Source organism: Sphingomonas sp. BLHR8 (genome assembly GCF_056821725.1).
The window spans coordinates 1,633,604-1,647,240 of sequence record NZ_JBPDIM010000001.1; the positions used below are offsets into that span (position 1 = coordinate 1,633,604).

Annotated in this window: 23 protein-coding genes; all 23 read right to left on the reverse strand. The window is 65.7% G+C overall.

What is annotated here, in order from left to right; genetic code table 11:
- Positions 1-111 precede the first annotated feature (111 nt).
- The 23 genes from rplO to fusA all read right to left on the reverse strand — a co-directional run bounded on the left by rplO (position 112) and on the right by fusA (position 13,575).
- The gene (gene rplO, locus ACRYJK_RS08135) at positions 112-606 is read right to left on the reverse strand and encodes a 50S ribosomal protein L15 (protein ID WP_482667026.1); all 495 of its coding nucleotides are present in this window, start codon (positions 604-606) and stop codon (positions 112-114) included.
- Positions 607-693: 87 nt separating this feature from the next.
- Positions 694-882 carry a 50S ribosomal protein L30 gene (rpmD, locus tag ACRYJK_RS08140; protein ID WP_482667027.1) on the reverse strand — a complete coding sequence of 63 codons (189 nt, stop codon included), beginning with the start codon at positions 880-882 and terminating at the stop codon, positions 694-696.
- A gap of 7 nt (positions 883-889) precedes the next feature.
- Positions 890-1,621: a 30S ribosomal protein S5 gene (rpsE, locus tag ACRYJK_RS08145; RefSeq protein ID WP_482667028.1), complete on the reverse strand. Its 732-nt coding sequence runs from the start codon at positions 1,619-1,621 to the stop codon at positions 890-892.
- 2 nt (positions 1,622-1,623) lie between these two features.
- Positions 1,624-1,974, reverse strand: coding sequence for a 50S ribosomal protein L18 (gene rplR / locus ACRYJK_RS08150; RefSeq protein ID WP_482667029.1), 351 nt, complete (start codon positions 1,972-1,974; stop codon positions 1,624-1,626).
- 11 nt (positions 1,975-1,985) lie between these two features.
- Positions 1,986-2,519, reverse strand: a complete 534-nt coding sequence (rplF, locus tag ACRYJK_RS08155; protein ID WP_482667030.1) for a 50S ribosomal protein L6 — start codon at positions 2,517-2,519, stop codon at positions 1,986-1,988.
- Entirely contained in the window at positions 2,519-2,923 is a 405-nt protein-coding gene (gene rpsH, locus ACRYJK_RS08160; protein WP_482667031.1) for a 30S ribosomal protein S8, read from the reverse strand. The genes rplF and rpsH overlap by 1 nt, the downstream gene beginning before the upstream one ends.
- A gap of 10 nt (positions 2,924-2,933) precedes the next feature.
- The gene (gene rpsN, locus ACRYJK_RS08165; protein ID WP_482667032.1) at positions 2,934-3,239 is read right to left on the reverse strand and encodes a 30S ribosomal protein S14; all 306 of its coding nucleotides are present in this window, start codon (positions 3,237-3,239) and stop codon (positions 2,934-2,936) included.
- Between the two features lie 36 nt (positions 3,240-3,275).
- Positions 3,276-3,854 (reverse strand): 50S ribosomal protein L5, encoded by a 579-nt coding sequence (gene rplE / locus ACRYJK_RS08170; protein WP_482667033.1) that lies wholly within the window; start codon positions 3,852-3,854, stop codon positions 3,276-3,278.
- Complete coding sequence (rplX, locus tag ACRYJK_RS08175; RefSeq protein WP_482667034.1) at positions 3,847-4,164, reverse strand: 50S ribosomal protein L24; 318 nt, start codon at positions 4,162-4,164, stop codon at positions 3,847-3,849. Before rplX ends, rplE begins: the two co-directional genes overlap by 8 nt.
- Positions 4,165-4,166: 2 nt before the next feature.
- The gene (gene rplN / locus ACRYJK_RS08180; protein ID WP_482667035.1) at positions 4,167-4,535 is read right to left on the reverse strand and encodes a 50S ribosomal protein L14; all 369 of its coding nucleotides are present in this window, start codon (positions 4,533-4,535) and stop codon (positions 4,167-4,169) included.
- A gap of 68 nt (positions 4,536-4,603) precedes the next feature.
- On the reverse strand, positions 4,604-4,906 hold the full coding sequence (gene rpsQ, locus ACRYJK_RS08185) for a 30S ribosomal protein S17 (protein ID WP_482667036.1): 303 nt from the start codon (positions 4,904-4,906) through the stop codon (positions 4,604-4,606).
- A gap of 11 nt (positions 4,907-4,917) precedes the next feature.
- The gene (gene rpmC / locus ACRYJK_RS08190) at positions 4,918-5,145 is read right to left on the reverse strand and encodes a 50S ribosomal protein L29 (protein ID WP_482667037.1); all 228 of its coding nucleotides are present in this window, start codon (positions 5,143-5,145) and stop codon (positions 4,918-4,920) included.
- A complete protein-coding gene (gene rplP, locus ACRYJK_RS08195) occupies positions 5,145-5,579 on the reverse strand; it encodes a 50S ribosomal protein L16 (RefSeq protein WP_482667038.1) in 435 nt (144 codons plus the stop codon). The genes rpmC and rplP overlap by 1 nt, the downstream gene beginning before the upstream one ends.
- 6 nt (positions 5,580-5,585) lie before the next feature.
- Positions 5,586-6,296 carry a 30S ribosomal protein S3 gene (gene rpsC / locus ACRYJK_RS08200; RefSeq protein ID WP_482667039.1) on the reverse strand — a complete coding sequence of 237 codons (711 nt, stop codon included), beginning with the start codon at positions 6,294-6,296 and terminating at the stop codon, positions 5,586-5,588.
- A gap of 4 nt (positions 6,297-6,300) precedes the next feature.
- A complete protein-coding gene (gene rplV / locus ACRYJK_RS08205) occupies positions 6,301-6,678 on the reverse strand; it encodes a 50S ribosomal protein L22 (RefSeq protein ID WP_482667040.1) in 378 nt (125 codons plus the stop codon).
- On the reverse strand, positions 6,678-6,953 hold the full coding sequence (gene rpsS / locus ACRYJK_RS08210; protein ID WP_482667041.1) for a 30S ribosomal protein S19: 276 nt from the start codon (positions 6,951-6,953) through the stop codon (positions 6,678-6,680). Before rpsS ends, rplV begins: the two co-directional genes overlap by 1 nt.
- 3 nt (positions 6,954-6,956) lie before the next feature.
- On the reverse strand, positions 6,957-7,793 hold the full coding sequence (rplB, locus tag ACRYJK_RS08215) for a 50S ribosomal protein L2 (RefSeq protein WP_482667042.1): 837 nt from the start codon (positions 7,791-7,793) through the stop codon (positions 6,957-6,959).
- 14 nt (positions 7,794-7,807) lie between these two features.
- Positions 7,808-8,125: a 50S ribosomal protein L23 gene (locus tag ACRYJK_RS08220; RefSeq protein ID WP_482667043.1), complete on the reverse strand. Its 318-nt coding sequence runs from the start codon at positions 8,123-8,125 to the stop codon at positions 7,808-7,810.
- Complete coding sequence (gene rplD / locus ACRYJK_RS08225; RefSeq protein ID WP_482667044.1) at positions 8,118-8,744, reverse strand: 50S ribosomal protein L4; 627 nt, start codon at positions 8,742-8,744, stop codon at positions 8,118-8,120. The genes ACRYJK_RS08220 and rplD overlap by 8 nt, the downstream gene beginning before the upstream one ends.
- Positions 8,745-8,750: 6 nt before the next feature.
- Complete coding sequence (rplC, locus tag ACRYJK_RS08230) at positions 8,751-9,509, reverse strand: 50S ribosomal protein L3 (protein WP_482667045.1); 759 nt, start codon at positions 9,507-9,509, stop codon at positions 8,751-8,753.
- Between the two features lie 243 nt (positions 9,510-9,752).
- Complete coding sequence (gene rpsJ / locus ACRYJK_RS08235; protein WP_482667046.1) at positions 9,753-10,064, reverse strand: 30S ribosomal protein S10; 312 nt, start codon at positions 10,062-10,064, stop codon at positions 9,753-9,755.
- A gap of 158 nt (positions 10,065-10,222) precedes the next feature.
- Entirely contained in the window at positions 10,223-11,413 is a 1,191-nt protein-coding gene (tuf, locus tag ACRYJK_RS08240) for an elongation factor Tu (RefSeq protein WP_482667047.1), read from the reverse strand.
- A gap of 89 nt (positions 11,414-11,502) precedes the next feature.
- Positions 11,503-13,575 (reverse strand): elongation factor G, encoded by a 2,073-nt coding sequence (gene fusA, locus ACRYJK_RS08245; RefSeq protein ID WP_482667048.1) that lies wholly within the window; start codon positions 13,573-13,575, stop codon positions 11,503-11,505.
- Positions 13,576-13,637: the final 62 nt, after the last annotated feature.

Here is a 13,637-nt window from a genome sequence, read left to right on the forward strand (position 1 = left end):
CCCATCTGCGAGCGTGCTACGCCAAACGCAAGTGTGGGCGAGATGGCACAGGCTTTCCGTGCCGAAGCAACAGGGGGCGCCCCGCGAATGGAGCGCCCCCCGGTCGAAGCCTCAGGCTTCGGTCGTCTCTGCGGTCGCGTCGGCCTTCGGCGCGAGCAGCGTTACCGAACCGCCGAGCTTCTCGACCGCTTCGATTGCGCCCTTCGACGCGCCGGCGACGGAGAAGGCGAGCTTCGTCGTGAGTTCGCCCTTGCCGAGCAGCCGCACGCCGTCCTTGCCGCCGCGCGCGACGCCCGCCGCCTGCAGCGCGGCCTGGTCGACGGTCGCGCCGGCCTCCAGCTTGCCGGCATCCACCAGCTTCTGGATCATGCCGAGGTTTACGATGGCGTAATCCTTGGCGAAGACGTTGTTGAAGCCGCGCTTTGGCAGCCGCATGTGCAGCGGCATCTGGCCGCCTTCGAAGCCGTAGACGCTGACGCCCGAGCGCGCCTTGGCACCTTTCTGGCCGCGCCCTGCGGTCTTGCCCTTGCCCGAGCCGATGCCGCGGCCGACGCGCATGCGCTGCTTGCGGGCACCAGGATTGTCGCGGAGGTCGTTGAGATTCATGGTCTGCACTCGCTTTCGCTTCGTTCGCGCTGAAAAAGGTGACGCCCGCCACTGGGGCGGGCGCCGGGTCCGGTCAAGCCGTCAGGCTTATTCCTCGACCACTTCCACCATGTGCCGCACGGCGTGAACCATGCCGCGGGTGGACGGGGTGTCCTCGAGCTCGACAACGCGATGCAGCTTGCCGAGGCCGAGGCCGGTGAGGATCTTGCGCTGGTCCTTGGGACGGCGGATCGGCGAACCGATCTGACGCACCTTCATCATCTTCTTGTCGGCCATCGCCCGATTACTCCGTCAGCGCAGCCGCGTCCGCCTCGGCGGTCTGCGAACCGCCACGGCCGAGAAGATCGGCGATCTTCTTGCCGCGACGCTGCGCCACCGACTTGGGGCTGGTCTGCGTGGTGAGCGCGGCAAAGGTCGCGCGGATCATGTTATAGGGGTTCGACGTGCCGTTCGACTTCGTCACGACGTCGGCAACACCGAGCGCTTCGAACACCGCACGCATCGGACCACCGGCGATGATGCCGGTCCCCTGCGGCGCCGAACGCACGTTGACGAGGCCCGCACCGAAGTGGCCGACGCCGTCATGGTGCAGTGTGCGACCATCCTTCAGCGGCACGCGGACCATTGCACGCTTCGCAGCGGCGGTGCCCTTCGAGATCGCTTCCGGCACTTCGCGCGCCTTGCCGTGACCGAAACCGACGCGGCCCTTGCCGTCGCCGACCACGACCAGCGCCGCAAAGCCGAAGCGCTTGCCGCCCTTCACCGTCTTCGAGACGCGGTTGATGTGGACGAGCTTTTCGATCAGCTCTTCGCCGCCCTCTTCGCCGCCGCCGCGACGATCGTCGCGCCGACCACGGTTGCCGTCACGGCCGCCGCGACCGCGGTTGCCGTCGCGACCGCCGCCACGCCCGCCGCGCGGACCGCGCGACTGGTGCTGCTCGGGGGCGAGGCCCTGCGCGTCCTGCGCGGTCACCTCGGGGGTGATGACCTCGTTCTGGGTGGGATCGTCAGCCATCGTCAGAACTCCAGTCCGCCTTCACGCGCGGCATCCGCCAGCGCCTTCACCCGCCCGTGGAAGAGGTAGCCGCCACGGTCGAAGACGACGCGGGTGACGCCGGCTTCCTTGGCGCGCTCGGCAATGCGCTGCCCGACGGCGCGCGCCGCGTCGCAGGTCGCGCCGGCCTGGCCGCGCACGTCCTTGTCGAGCGTCGAGGCCGAAGCGAGCGTGCGGCCTGCCGCATCGTCGATCAGCTGCGCATAGATGTGCTGGCCCGACCGATAGACCGACAGCCGCTTGCGGTCGCCCGCGCGCGAACGGATCGCGGTGCGGACCCGCTGACGCCGCTTGTCGAACGGCGTGCGTTTCATGCCCATGCCCATTACTTCTTCTTCCCTTCCTTGCGGAAGATGAACTCGCCGCGATACTTGATGCCCTTGCCCTTGTACGGCTCGGGCTTACGCCAGCGGCGGATTTCCGCTGCGACCTGGCCGACCTTCTGCTTGTCGATGCCGGTGATCTCGACGGTGGTGTTGTCGGGGGTCTTGATCTCGATCCCCTCCGGCACCGCATAGTCGACGTCGTGGCTGTAGCCGAGCTGCAGCTTGAGCTTCTTGCCCTGCGCCGTCGCACGATAACCGACACCCGAGATCTCGAGTACCTTGGTGAAGCCCTCGGTCACGCCGGTGACGAGGTTCTGCACCAGCGTGCGCTGCATCCCCCAGGCCGCGCGAGCGTCCTTCGTGTCGTTCGACGGCTGCACGCTGATCTGGCCGTCGGCCACATCGTAGCGCACATGGTCGCTGAGCGGCATGGAGAGCTGGCCCTTGGCGCCCTTCACCGTCAGCTGGTTGTCGTTGATGGTCGCGGTGACGCCGCCGGGGACGGCGACCGGACGTTTGCCGATGCGGCTCATCAGAACACCTCCGCCAGCACTTCGCCGCCGACGTTGCTCTCACGCGCTTCCGCATCCGAAAGCACGCCGCGCGGCGTCGAGACGATGGTGATGCCGAGGCCCGACTTCACCCGCGGCAGCTCCTTGCTGCCCGAATAGATGCGGCGGCCCGGCTTCGAAACGCGGGCCACGTGGCGGATCGCCGGCTCGCCTTCGAAATACTTGAGCTCGATGCGCAGCCCCTTGTGCTGCTCCATGCGGCCCAGCAGGACTTCGGTGTATCCGCGGATATAGCCTTCGCGCTGCAGCACATCGAGCACGCGCGCGCGCAGCTTCGACGCCGGCGTGATCACGCTGTCCATCTTGGCGCGCTGGCCGTTGCGGATGCGGGTGAGCATATCACCCAGGGGATCGGTCATTGCCATCGGATGATCCTTACCAGCTCGACTTCACGACGCCCGGGATCAGGCCCTTGTTGGCCAGATCGCGAAGCTGCACGCGGCACAGCTGGAACTTGCGGTAATAGGCGCGCGGACGCCCGGTCAGCGCGCAGCGGTTGCGCACGCGGGTCGGGTTCGCATTGCGCGGAATTTCCGCCATTTTGAGCCGGGCGATCAGCCGCTCCGTCTCGTCGAGGCTCTGGTCGTTCGCCGTCGCCTTCAGCCGCGCATAGCGACCGGCGTACTTGACGACCATTGCCTTGCGCTTCTCGTTCTTGTTGATCGAACTCAGTTTCGCCATGACTTAAGTTCTAGCCTTTCACGTCGAAGGAAGGGTTCAGGCCGCCTGCGCGACCGTCTCGTCCTTCGGGAAGGGGAAGTTGAACAGACGCAGCAGCTCGCGCGCCTCTTCGTCGGTGGTCGCGGTGGTGGCGATGATGATGTCCATCCCCCGCACCTTCTCGATCTTGTCGTAGCTGATTTCCGGAAAAATCAACTGCTCCTTGAGACCCATCGCGTAGTTGCCGCGCCCGTCGAAGCTCTTCGGGTTCAATCCACGGAAGTCGCGGATGCGCGGCATGGCGATCGTCACCAGGCGGTCGAGGAATTCGTACATGCGCTCGCGACGCAGCGTCACCTTGACGCCGATCGGCATGCCTTCGCGCAGCTTGAAGCTGGCGATCGACTTCTTCGCCTTGGTGATGACGGGCTTCTGACCAGCGATCAGCTCGAGTTCCGCCGCGGCGGTCTCGACCTTCTTCTTGTCCTGGACCGCCTCACCGACGCCCATGTTGATGACGATCTTGTCGAGCTTCGGCACCGCGAAACGGTTCGCGTAGCTGAACTTCTCGGTCATCGCCTGAACGATGCGCTCGTCATAGTCGCGCTTGAGGCGCGGGATGTAGCGATCAGCCATTGATCAGCTCCCCGGACTTCACCGCGACGCGCACTTTCTTGCCGTCGCGGGTTTCGAAACGAACGCGGGTGGCCGCGCCCGACTTGGGATCGGCGACCGCAACCTTGCACAGCGCCATCGGCGCTTCACGACGCTCGATCCCGCCCTGCGGATTGGTCTGCGACGGCTTCACATGACGGGTGATCATGTTGACGCCTTCGACGACAACCTTGCCGTCCTTGGGGTGGACGCTGGCGACGGTGCCGGTCTTGCCCTTGTCCTTGCCGGACAGGACGACGACGCTGTCACCCTTCTTGATCTTCGCGGCCATGGTCAGAGCACCTCCGGCGCCAGGCTGATGATCTTCATTGCACCGCGGTTGCGCAATTCGCGCACCACCGGGCCAAAGATACGGGTGCCGATCGGCTCCTGGTTCTTGTTGATCAGCACCGCGGCATTGCCGTCGAAGCGGATCACGCTGCCATCGGCGCGGCGGATGTCCTTCGCCGTGCGCACGATGATCGCGCGGTGAACGTCGCCCTTCTTGACGCGACCGCGCGGGGCCGCATCCTTGATCGACACGACGATCACGTCGCCGACGCCCGCAAAGCGACGCTTCGACCCGCCCAGCACCTTGATGCACTGGACGCGCTTCGCGCCGCTGTTGTCGGCGACGTCGAGGTTGGACTGCATCTGGATCATCGATCCGTATCCTCACGTCTGGCCTACCGAGCGCGTGCCCGGCGGTTCCGGTTACTTCTCTGTGACCCTCAGGCCGCGGCGTCTTCGGGGGCCGGGGCGGGAGCGGCATCGACCGAACCCTTGGGCCGCGAGTGCGTGTCGACCTTGTCGAGCACACGCCACGTCTTGGTCTTGCTGATCGGGCGGGTTTCTTCGATCCGCACCACCTGACCTTCCGAGAACGCGTTGTCCTCGTCGTGCGCGTGGTACTTCTTCGAAAGGCGGATGATCTTGCCGTACAGCGGGTGCTTCACCCGGCGCTCGACCTTGACCACGACCGTCTTGTCGCCCTTGTCGGACACCACGGTGCCCTGCAGAATGCGCTTCGGCATCGCTTACGTCCTCAATTCGCCGGCGCGGCGTCGGCGCGCTTGGCTTCCGCCGAGCGCTGCGTCTGCAGCGTCTTGATCTGCGCGATGGTGCGACGCACCTCGCGCACGCGGGCCGGGCGCTCGAGCTGCCCGGTGGCCGACTGGAAACGCAGGTTGAAGGCCTCGCGCTTCAGGTCACCCAGGCGCTCCGACAGCTGGTCGTCGCTCTGCTGACGCAGGTCTTCGATCGGCTTGGCCATCATTCGCCTCCCAGGTGGCTGGTGTCGCCCAGGCGAGCAACAACCTTGGTCTTGATCGGCAGCTTCATCGCCGCACGCTCGAACGCTTCCGCTGCGAGCGGGCCGGGGACGCCGTCGAGCTCGAACAGGATGCGGCCGGGCTTGACGCGCGCCGCCCAATATTCAGGCGCGCCCTTGCCCGAGCCCATGCGGACTTCGGCGGGCTTCGAGCTCACCGGCACATCGGGGAAGACGCGGATCCACAGCCGGCCCTGACGGCGGATGTGACGCGTGATCGCGCGGCGCGCCGCTTCGATCTGCCGGGCGGTGATGCGTTCCGGCTCCATCGCCTTGAGGCCGTAGGCGCCGAAGTTGAGCGCGGTGCCGCCCTTCGCTTCGCCGTGGATGCGGCCCTTGTGCGCCTTGCGGAACTTGGTGCGTTTCGGTTGCAACATGACGACTTAGTTCCTGCGGTCTTCGCGCGCCGGACGGACGCCCGAGGTCTGCGATTCAAGCATCAGCCGATCGGTCGCGAGCGGATCATGGGCAAAAATCTCGCCCTTGAAGATCCACACCTTGATCCCGCACACGCCATAGGCGGTGTGCGCTTCGGCTTCGGCATAGTCGACGTTAGCGCGCAGCGTGTGGAGCGGCACGCGGCCTTCGCGGTACCATTCGGTCCGTGCGATTTCCGCGCCACCCAGGCGACCCGCGCTGTTGATCCGGATACCTTCCGCACCAAGGCGCATCGCCGACTGCACCGCGCGCTTCATCGCCCGGCGGAACGCCACGCGGCGTTCCAGCTGATCGGCGATACCCTGCGCGACGAGGCGGGCGTCGACTTCCGGCTTGCGGATTTCGACGATGTTCAGGCTGACCTCGGCCTGGGTCATCGAACCCAGCGCCTTCTTCAGCTTGTCGATGTCCGCACCCTTCTTGCCGATGATCACGCCGGGGCGCGCGGCATAGACGTTAATGCGGCACAGCTTCGCCGGGCGCTCGATCACCACCTTGGAGATCGCCGCCTGCGGCAGCGTCTTCATGATGTGGCTGCGGATCCGCAGATCCTCGAGCAGCATGCGGCCGTACTCGGCGCCTTCCGCGTACCAGCGGCTGTCCCAGGTGCGGTTGACCTGCAGCCGGAGGCCGACGGGGTTGGTCTTGTGACCCATGACGTTACGCCTCTTCGCTCTGTTCGACGACGATGCGGATGCGGCTGAACGGCTTTTCGATCCGCGTCGACTTGCCACGCCCGCGGGCATGGAAGCGCTTCATCGTGATCGACTTGCCGACGCTCGCTTCGCTGACGACCAGCGCGTCCACGTCGAGGTTGTGGTTGTTTTCGGCGTTGGCGATGGCGCTCTGGAGCACCTTCTTCACGTCGACGGCCATCGCGCGCTTGGAGAAGGAGAGCACGTTCAGCGCTTCCTCGACCTTGCGACCACGGATGAGCGCGGCGACGAGGCCGAGCTTCTGCGCCGAGCCGCGGATCTGCGTGCCCACGGCGAGCGCCTGATTGTCGCCCACGCGACGGGGAGCGGCTGCCTTGCCCATTAGCGCTTGCCCTTCTTGTCGGCAGCGTGACCCGGGAAGAAGCGCGTCGGCGCAAATTCGCCGAGCTTCATGCCGACCATGTCCTCGTTGACCGAGACGGGCACATGCTTGCGCCCGTTATAGACGTTGAAGGTCAGCCCCACGAACTGCGGGAGGATAGTGCTGCGGCGCGACCAGGTCTTGATCGGCGCACGATTGCCACCTTCCGAAGCCGCTTCCGCCTTCTTCAGGAGATGCAGGTCCACGAACGGACCCTTCCAGACCGAGCGGGCCATGGCTTACCTCTTCTTCTTCGCGTGACGGCTGCGGATGATGAACTTGTCCGTCGCCTTGTTGTGCCGCGTGCGCGCGCCCTTGGTCGGCTTGCCCCACGGGGTGACCGGGTGACGACCGCCCGAGGTCCGGCCTTCACCACCGCCGTGCGGGTGATCGACCGGGTTCTTGGCGACGCCGCGGGTCAGCGGACGCTTGCCGAGCCAGCGATTGCGACCGGCCTTGGCAAGGTTCTGGTTGGCGTTGTCGGGGTTCGACACCGCACCCACCGTGCCCATGCAGTCGCCGCGCACGTAGCGCTGCTCGCCCGAGCCCAGACGCACGATCACCATGCCGCGATCGCGACCGACGAGCTGCGCATAGGTGCCGGCCGAACGAGCGATCTGCCCGCCCTTGCCCGGCTTCATCTCGATGTTGTGGATGATCGTGCCGACTGGCATCTGCGACAGCAGCATCGCATTGCCGGGCTTCACGTCCACCTTCGCACCCGCGACGACGGTGTCGCCCGCGGCGAGACGCTGCGGCGCGAGGATGTAAGCGAGCTCGCCGTCCTCATACTTCACCAGCGCGATGAATGCCGACCGGTTGGGATCGTACTCGAGCCGCTCGACGGTCGCCGGCATGTCCCACTTGCGCCGCTTGAAGTCGACGTAGCGGTACTTCTGCTTGTGGCCGCCGGCGATCCCGCGCGAGGTGACGTGGCCCATGTTGTTGCGGCCGCCGGTCTTGCGCTTGCCTTCGGTCAGCGCCTTGACGGGCTTGCCTTTCCACAGCGCCGACTTGTCGACGAGGATCAGGCCGCGCCGTGCGGGGCTGGTCGGGTTGTAGTTCTTGAGTGCCATGGTTCCCGTCCGCCTCAGATGCCCGAGGTGACGTCGATCGACTGGCCCTGGGCCAGCGTCACGACCGCCTTCTTCACGTCCGAGCGCGTGTAGGGACGACCCTTCCAGCGCTTGGTCTTGCCCTTGGCGACCATCGTGTTGACGCCGGTGACCGAGACGTTGAACAGCGCCTCGACCGCCGCCTTGATGGCCGGCTTGGTCGCGTCCTTCGCCACCCGGAACACAACCGCGTTGTGCTCCGACAGCAGCGTCGACTTTTCGGTGATGACCGGGCTCAGCACCACGTCATAGTGACGCGTGTCGACCGCGGCCGTGGTCTTTGCCTTAGCCATTGAACCGCGCCTCCAGGGCCTCGACCGCGGCGCGCGTGAGCACCAGCTGGTCGTGCTTCAGAATGTCGTAGACGTTGGCACCCATCGACGGAAGCATGTTGACCCCCGCAAGGTTCGCCGACGCCCGCGCAAAGCTGACGTTGGTCGCATCGCCGTCGATGAACAGCACGCTCTTGGCGCCGTTCTTTTCGAGCTGGCCGACCAGCGACTTGGTCTTGCCCTCGGCAACGTCGAGACTGTCGACGATGCGAAGACCGCCGCCCTGCGCCTTGGCCGACAGCGCCATCTTCAGCCCCAGCGCACGAACCTTCTTGTTGAGGTCGTGGCCAAAGGTGCGGGCGCGAGCGCCGTGCGCCTTGCCGCCGCCGATGAAGATCGGGGCCGCGCGATCGCCGTGACGAGCCGTGCCGCCGCCCTTCTGCTTGCCGAACTTCTTGCCGGTGCGCGACACCTCCGACCGCTCGCGCGTGGCGCGCGCCGGAGCACGGCGCTTCTCGAGCTGCCAGGTGACGACGCGGTGGAGAATGTCCGTCCGCGGCTCGACGCCGAAGATCGCGTCGTTGAGCTCGATCTCGCCCGAACCGGTCGAGCCGTCGAGATTGTGGATGGGAAGCTTCATGGCGTGTTAGCCCTCGCTCGCTTCGTCGGTGGTGGTCACCGCGGCGGTATCTTCCGCCGGCGTGTCGGCCACGACCGGAGCGTCATTCTTCGCCGAACGCGCGGCGACCGGGTAGGGCGCCTCGCCGTGACGGGCGACCTTGACCGCGTCCTTGACGAACAGCCAGCCGCCCTTGTGCCCCGGGACCGAGCCCTTGACGAACAGCAGGCCACGTTCGGCGTCGGTGCGCACGATCTCGAGGTTCTGCTGGGTGCGATTGCGCGCGCCCATGTGGCCGGCCATCTTCTTGTTCTTGAAGACGCGGCCCGGATCCTGGCGGTTACCGGTCGAACCATGCGCACGGTGGCTGATCGACACGCCGTGCGTCGCACGCATGCCGCCGAAGCCCCAGCGCTTCATCGGACCGGCAAAGCCCTTGCCCTGCGTGACGCCGGAGACGTCGACCATCTGGCCGGCGACGAAATGGTCCGCCGAGATTTCGATGCCGACTTCGACGAGCGCGTCGTCCGCCACGCGGAACTCCACGACCTTCGCCTTGGGCGCGATCTCGGCGTTGCCGAACGCGACGCGCTGCGGCTTGTTGACATTCTTGGCCTTGGCGGTCCCGGCGCCGACCATGACGGCGGTGTAGCCGTCCTTGTCCGCGTCACGCTGACCGATCACCTGGCACCCTTCGAGCGCGAGAACCGTCACGGGAACGTGGCGGCCGTCCTCTTGGAACAGCCGCGTCATTCCGACCTTCTTCGCGATCACGCCGGTACGCATGATCCGTTGCTCCTACAGAGGCCCCCGAACCCTCACGGTCAGGGGGCGTGCACAGCCCACGAATGATGCCTCGCCCCGCCTGGGCTGCAGTGTCGCCCGCTCCGTTTAGAAGCCGACGACGGCGGGGGACGCATGCCCGGGCGCTTGCCCGGAGGTATCCACCTGATTTCCGTCATCCCTGCCCGAAGGCGGGGGACCCGGAGCGGCGCCCTGAAGCGCCCGGCTGCTCCGGCGGCCGGCCGATCAGGCCAGCTTGATTTCGACGTTCACGCCCGACGCGAGGTCGAGCTTCATCAGCGCTTCCACCGTCGCGGCGGTCGGCTGGACGATGTCCAGCAGCCGCTTGTGCGTGCGCACCTCGAACTGCTCACGCGACTTCTTGTCGATGTGCGGTCCGCGGTTGACGGTGAAGCGTTCGATGCGCGTCGGCAGAGGGATCGGGCCGCGCAGCAGCGCGCCGGTGCGACGCGCGGTCTCCGCAATCTCATTGGTGGCCTGGTCGAGCACACGATGGTCGAAGGCCTTGAGGCGAATGCGGATGTTCTGCGTGTCCATGGAAAAACCCGTACGATCCCGTCTTACCGATGCGAAAGAGCGCCGCCGGCCTCAAAAAGAGGAGGGCGCCCGACTAGGGGCACCCCCGCAAATCTTCAGACCGGCTGAATTTCCGCCCGCCCGAATCTGTCGATCCGGGCGGTGCGGGCTGGCCTATATTACTTCGTGATGGTGCTGACAACCCCGGCACCGACCGTGCGGCCACCTTCGCGGATCGCGAAACGCAGGCCCTGGTCCATGGCGATCGGCGCGATCAGCTTCACGCCGATCGTGATGTTGTCGCCCGGCATCACCATCTCGGTGCCCTCGGGGAGGACGACCTCACCGGTGACGTCGGTGGTGCGGAAGTAGAACTGCGGACGATAGTTGTTGAAGAACGGCGTGTGACGGCCGCCTTCGTCCTTCGACAGCACGTACACTTCCGCGTTGAATTCGGTGTGCGGGGTGATCGAACCCGGCTTCGCCAGGACCTGGCCGCGCTCCACGTCTTCACGCTTGGTGCCGCGCAGCAGCGCGCCGATGTTGTCGCCCGCTTCGCCGCGATCGAGCAGCTTGCGGAACATTTCGACGCCGGTGCAGGTGGTCTTCACCGTGTCCTTGATGCCGACGATTTCGATTTCGTCGCCAACGTTGACCACGCCCTGCTCGACGCGACCGGTCACCACGGTGCCGCGACCCGAGATCGAGAACACGTCTTCGATCGGCATCAGGAACGGCTGGTCGACCGGACGATCCGGCTGCGGGATCCAGCTGTCGACGGCGCGCATCAGCTCGAGGATGGCTTCACGACCGATCTTGTCGTTGGTGCCTTCGAGCGCGGCGAGCGCCGAACCCTTGATGATCGGAATGTTGTCGCCGTCGAAGTCGCGCTTCGAGAGCTCTTCGCGGATTTCCAGTTCGACGAGCTCGAGGATTTCCTCGTCGTCGACCTGGTCGACCTTGTTCATGAACACGACCATCTGCGGCACGCCGACCTGCTTGGCGAGCAGGATGTGCTCCTTGGTCTGCGGCATCGGGCCGTCGGTCGCCGACACGACCAGGATCGCGCCGTCCATCTGCGCCGCGCCGGTGATCATGTTCTTCACATAGTCGGCGTGACCCGGGCAGTCGACGTGCGCATAGTGGCGGTTTTCGGTCTCATACTCGACGTGCGCGGTCGAGATGGTGATGCCGCGCTCGCGCTCTTCCGGCGCCTTGTCGATGTTGGCGTAGTCGACGAACGTCGCGCCGCCGGTTTCGGCCAGCACCTTGGTGATCGCCGCGGTCAGCGAGGTCTTGCCATGGTCGACGTGACCGATGGTGCCGATGTTGACGTGCGGCTTGTTCCGCTCAAATTTAGCCTTGGCCATTGGGGTTCCTCAGATTTTCGATGGGTTCCAGTGAAGCGAGCGCCGCACGCGACCGGAATCAGGCGCGGCCATTACTCGCTTGGGTCCGATCAGGCAAGTTTCGCCTTCACCTCGTCGGCAACGTTCTGCGGCACTTCCTCATAATGAGAGAACTGCATCGTGTACTGCGCACGCCCCTGGGTGAAGGAGCGCAGCTGGTTCACGTAGCCGAACATGTTGGCGAGCGGGACCTGCGCCTCGACGACCTGCGCGTTGCCGCGGCTGTCGGTGCCCTGGATCTGCCCGCGACGCGAGTTGAGGTCGCCGATGACGTCACCCATGAATTCCTCAGGGGTGACCACCTCGACCTTCATCACCGGCTCGAGCAGCTTGATGCCCGATTTGGCGGCGACTTCGCGCATCGCCGCGCGGCCGGCGATTTCGAACGCCAGCGCCGACGAGTCGACGTCGTGGTACGCACCGTCGACCAGCTTGATCTCGAAGTCGATGATCGGGAAGCCGATCATATGGCCGTTCTCGGCGCTCTCGCGCATGCCCTTCTCGACCGACGGAATATACTCGCGCGGGATGTTGCCGCCCTTGATCTCGTCGAGGAAGGTGATGCCCGAACCACGCTCGCCGGGCGCGACCTGCACCTTGACGCGGCCGAACTGGCCCGAGCCGCCCGACTGCTTCTTGTGGGTGTAGTCGATCTCGACCGGCTTCGCGAGGCTCTCACGATAGGCCACCTGCGGCGCACCGACGTTCGCTTCGACCTTGAACTCGCGCTTCATGCGATCGACGAGGATGTCGAGGTGAAGCTCGCCCATGCCCTTGATGATCGTCTGGCCCGATTCATGGTCGGTCGACACGCGGAACGAGGGATCTTCGGCGGCGAGGCGATTGAGCGCGATGCCCATCTTTTCCTGATCGGCCTTGGTCTTCGGCTCCACCGACAGCTCGATCACCGGCTCGGGGAATTCCATCCGCTCGAGGATGATCGGCGCACGTTCGGCGCACAGCGTGTCCCCGGTGGTGGTTTCCTTGAGGCCCGCGAGCGCGACGATGTCGCCCGCATACGCTTCTTCGATGTCCTCGCGGCTGTTGGCATGCATCAGCAGCATGCGGCCGATCTTTTCCTTCTTGTCCTTCACCGAGTTCAGGTAGCTGCCCTTGGTCAGCGTGCCCGAGTAGATGCGGCAGAAGGTGAGCGAGCCCACGAAGGGATCGTTCATGATCTTGAACGCCAGCGCCGAGAAGGGCGCGTCGTCCGCGGTCTTGCGGCTGTCGGGCTCGTTCGTGTCGGGGTTGACGCCCTGCACATCGGCAATGTCGAGCGGCGAGGGCATGAAGTCCACGACCGCGTCGAGCAGCGTCTGCACGCCCTTGTTCTTGAACGACGAGCCGCACAGCACCGGCACGAACGCCTGCGCCAGCGTGCCCTTGCGGATCAGCGCCTTGAGTTCGTCGGCCGACGGGATGGTGCCTTCGAGATAGGCCTCCATCGCCGCATCGTCCTGCTCGACGGCCAGCTCGATCAGCTTCTCGCGATACTCCGCGGTCTTGTCGGCCATGTCGGCGGGGATGTCGGTATATTCGAACTCGGCGCCAAGGCTCTCGTCCTTCCAGACGATGCCGCGTTCGTTGATGAGGTCGACGAGGCCGACGAAGTCACCTTCGGCGCCGATCGGCAAATACAGCACCGCCGGGGTCGCGCCGAGACGGTCGATGATCGTCTGCACGCAATAATAGAAATTGGCGCCGGTGCGGTCGAGCTTGTTGATGTAGCACATCCGCGGCACGCCGTACTTGTCGGCCTGGCGCCACACCGTTTCCGACTGCGGCTCCACGCCGGCAACGCCGTCGAACGCGGCGACTGCGCCGTCGAGCACGCGCAGCGAACGTTCGACTTCGATGGTGAAGTCGACGTGGCCGGGGGTGTCGATGATGTTCAGCCGGTGGTCGTTCCAGAAGCAGGTCGTCGCGGCCGACGTGATCGTGATCCCGCGCTCCTGCTCCTGCTCCATCCAGTCCATCGTCGCGGCCCCGTCATGGACTTCGCCGATCTTGTAGGACTTGCCGGTGTAGTAGAGGATGCGCTCGGTCGTCGTCGTCTTGCCGGCGTCGATGTGCGCCATGATGCCGAAGTTACGGTATTTCTCGAGCGGATGGCTGCGGGCCATGATCTGTCTCCGAGGGAGGGAGGCGGGGAGTAAGGCCGGCGGCGGGTCGCCCCGCCGCCGAT

Excerpts from the sequence above, each read along its gene's own strand:
- rplV (WP_482667040.1), bottom strand. The coding sequence starts at position 6,678 with ATGGGCAAGGCAGCCGCTCCCCGTCGCGTGGGCGACAATCAGGCGCTC.
- rplC (WP_482667045.1), bottom strand. The coding sequence starts at position 9,509 with ATGCGTACCGGCGTGATCGCGAAGAAGGTCGGAATGACGCGGCTGTTC.
- rpsQ (WP_482667036.1), bottom strand. The coding sequence starts at position 4,906 with ATGCCGAAGCGCATTCTGCAGGGCACCGTGGTGTCCGACAAGGGCGAC.
- tuf (WP_482667047.1), bottom strand. The coding sequence starts at position 11,413 with ATGGCCAAGGCTAAATTTGAGCGGAACAAGCCGCACGTCAACATCGGC.
- rplD (WP_482667044.1), bottom strand. The coding sequence starts at position 8,744 with ATGAAGCTTCCCATCCACAATCTCGACGGCTCGACCGGTTCGGGCGAG.
- rpsC (WP_482667039.1), bottom strand. The coding sequence starts at position 6,296 with ATGGGTCACAAGACCAACCCCGTCGGCCTCCGGCTGCAGGTCAACCGC.
- ACRYJK_RS08220 (WP_482667043.1), bottom strand. The coding sequence starts at position 8,125 with ATGGCTAAGGCAAAGACCACGGCCGCGGTCGACACGCGTCACTATGAC.
- rpsN (WP_482667032.1), bottom strand. The coding sequence starts at position 3,239 with ATGGCGAAACTGAGTTCGATCAACAAGAACGAGAAGCGCAAGGCAATG.
- rplB (WP_482667042.1), bottom strand. The coding sequence starts at position 7,793 with ATGGCACTCAAGAACTACAACCCGACCAGCCCCGCACGGCGCGGCCTG.
- rpsE (WP_482667028.1), bottom strand. The coding sequence starts at position 1,621 with ATGGCTGACGATCCCACCCAGAACGAGGTCATCACCCCCGAGGTGACC.
- rplP (WP_482667038.1), bottom strand. The coding sequence starts at position 5,579 with ATGTTGCAACCGAAACGCACCAAGTTCCGCAAGGCGCACAAGGGCCGC.
- rplR (WP_482667029.1), bottom strand. The coding sequence starts at position 1,974 with ATGAAACGCACGCCGTTCGACAAGCGGCGTCAGCGGGTCCGCACCGCG.
- fusA (WP_482667048.1), bottom strand. The coding sequence starts at position 13,575 with ATGGCCCGCAGCCATCCGCTCGAGAAATACCGTAACTTCGGCATCATG.
- rpsS (WP_482667041.1), bottom strand. The coding sequence starts at position 6,953 with ATGGCCCGCTCGGTCTGGAAGGGTCCGTTCGTGGACCTGCATCTCCTG.
- rpsH (WP_482667031.1), bottom strand. The coding sequence starts at position 2,923 with ATGGCAATGACCGATCCCCTGGGTGATATGCTCACCCGCATCCGCAAC.
- rplN (WP_482667035.1), bottom strand. The coding sequence starts at position 4,535 with ATGATCCAGATGCAGTCCAACCTCGACGTCGCCGACAACAGCGGCGCG.
- rplO (WP_482667026.1), bottom strand. The coding sequence starts at position 606 with ATGAATCTCAACGACCTCCGCGACAATCCTGGTGCCCGCAAGCAGCGC.
- rpsJ (WP_482667046.1), bottom strand. The coding sequence starts at position 10,064 with ATGGACACGCAGAACATCCGCATTCGCCTCAAGGCCTTCGACCATCGT.
- rpmC (WP_482667037.1), bottom strand. The coding sequence starts at position 5,145 with ATGGCCAAGCCGATCGAAGACCTGCGTCAGCAGAGCGACGACCAGCTG.
- rpmD (WP_482667027.1), bottom strand. The coding sequence starts at position 882 with ATGGCCGACAAGAAGATGATGAAGGTGCGTCAGATCGGTTCGCCGATC.
- rplE (WP_482667033.1), bottom strand. The coding sequence starts at position 3,854 with ATGGCTGATCGCTACATCCCGCGCCTCAAGCGCGACTATGACGAGCGC.
- rplX (WP_482667034.1), bottom strand. The coding sequence starts at position 4,164 with ATGGCCGCGAAGATCAAGAAGGGTGACAGCGTCGTCGTCCTGTCCGGC.
- rplF (WP_482667030.1), bottom strand. The coding sequence starts at position 2,519 with ATGAGCCGCATCGGCAAACGTCCGGTCGCCGTCCCCGGCGGCGTCACC.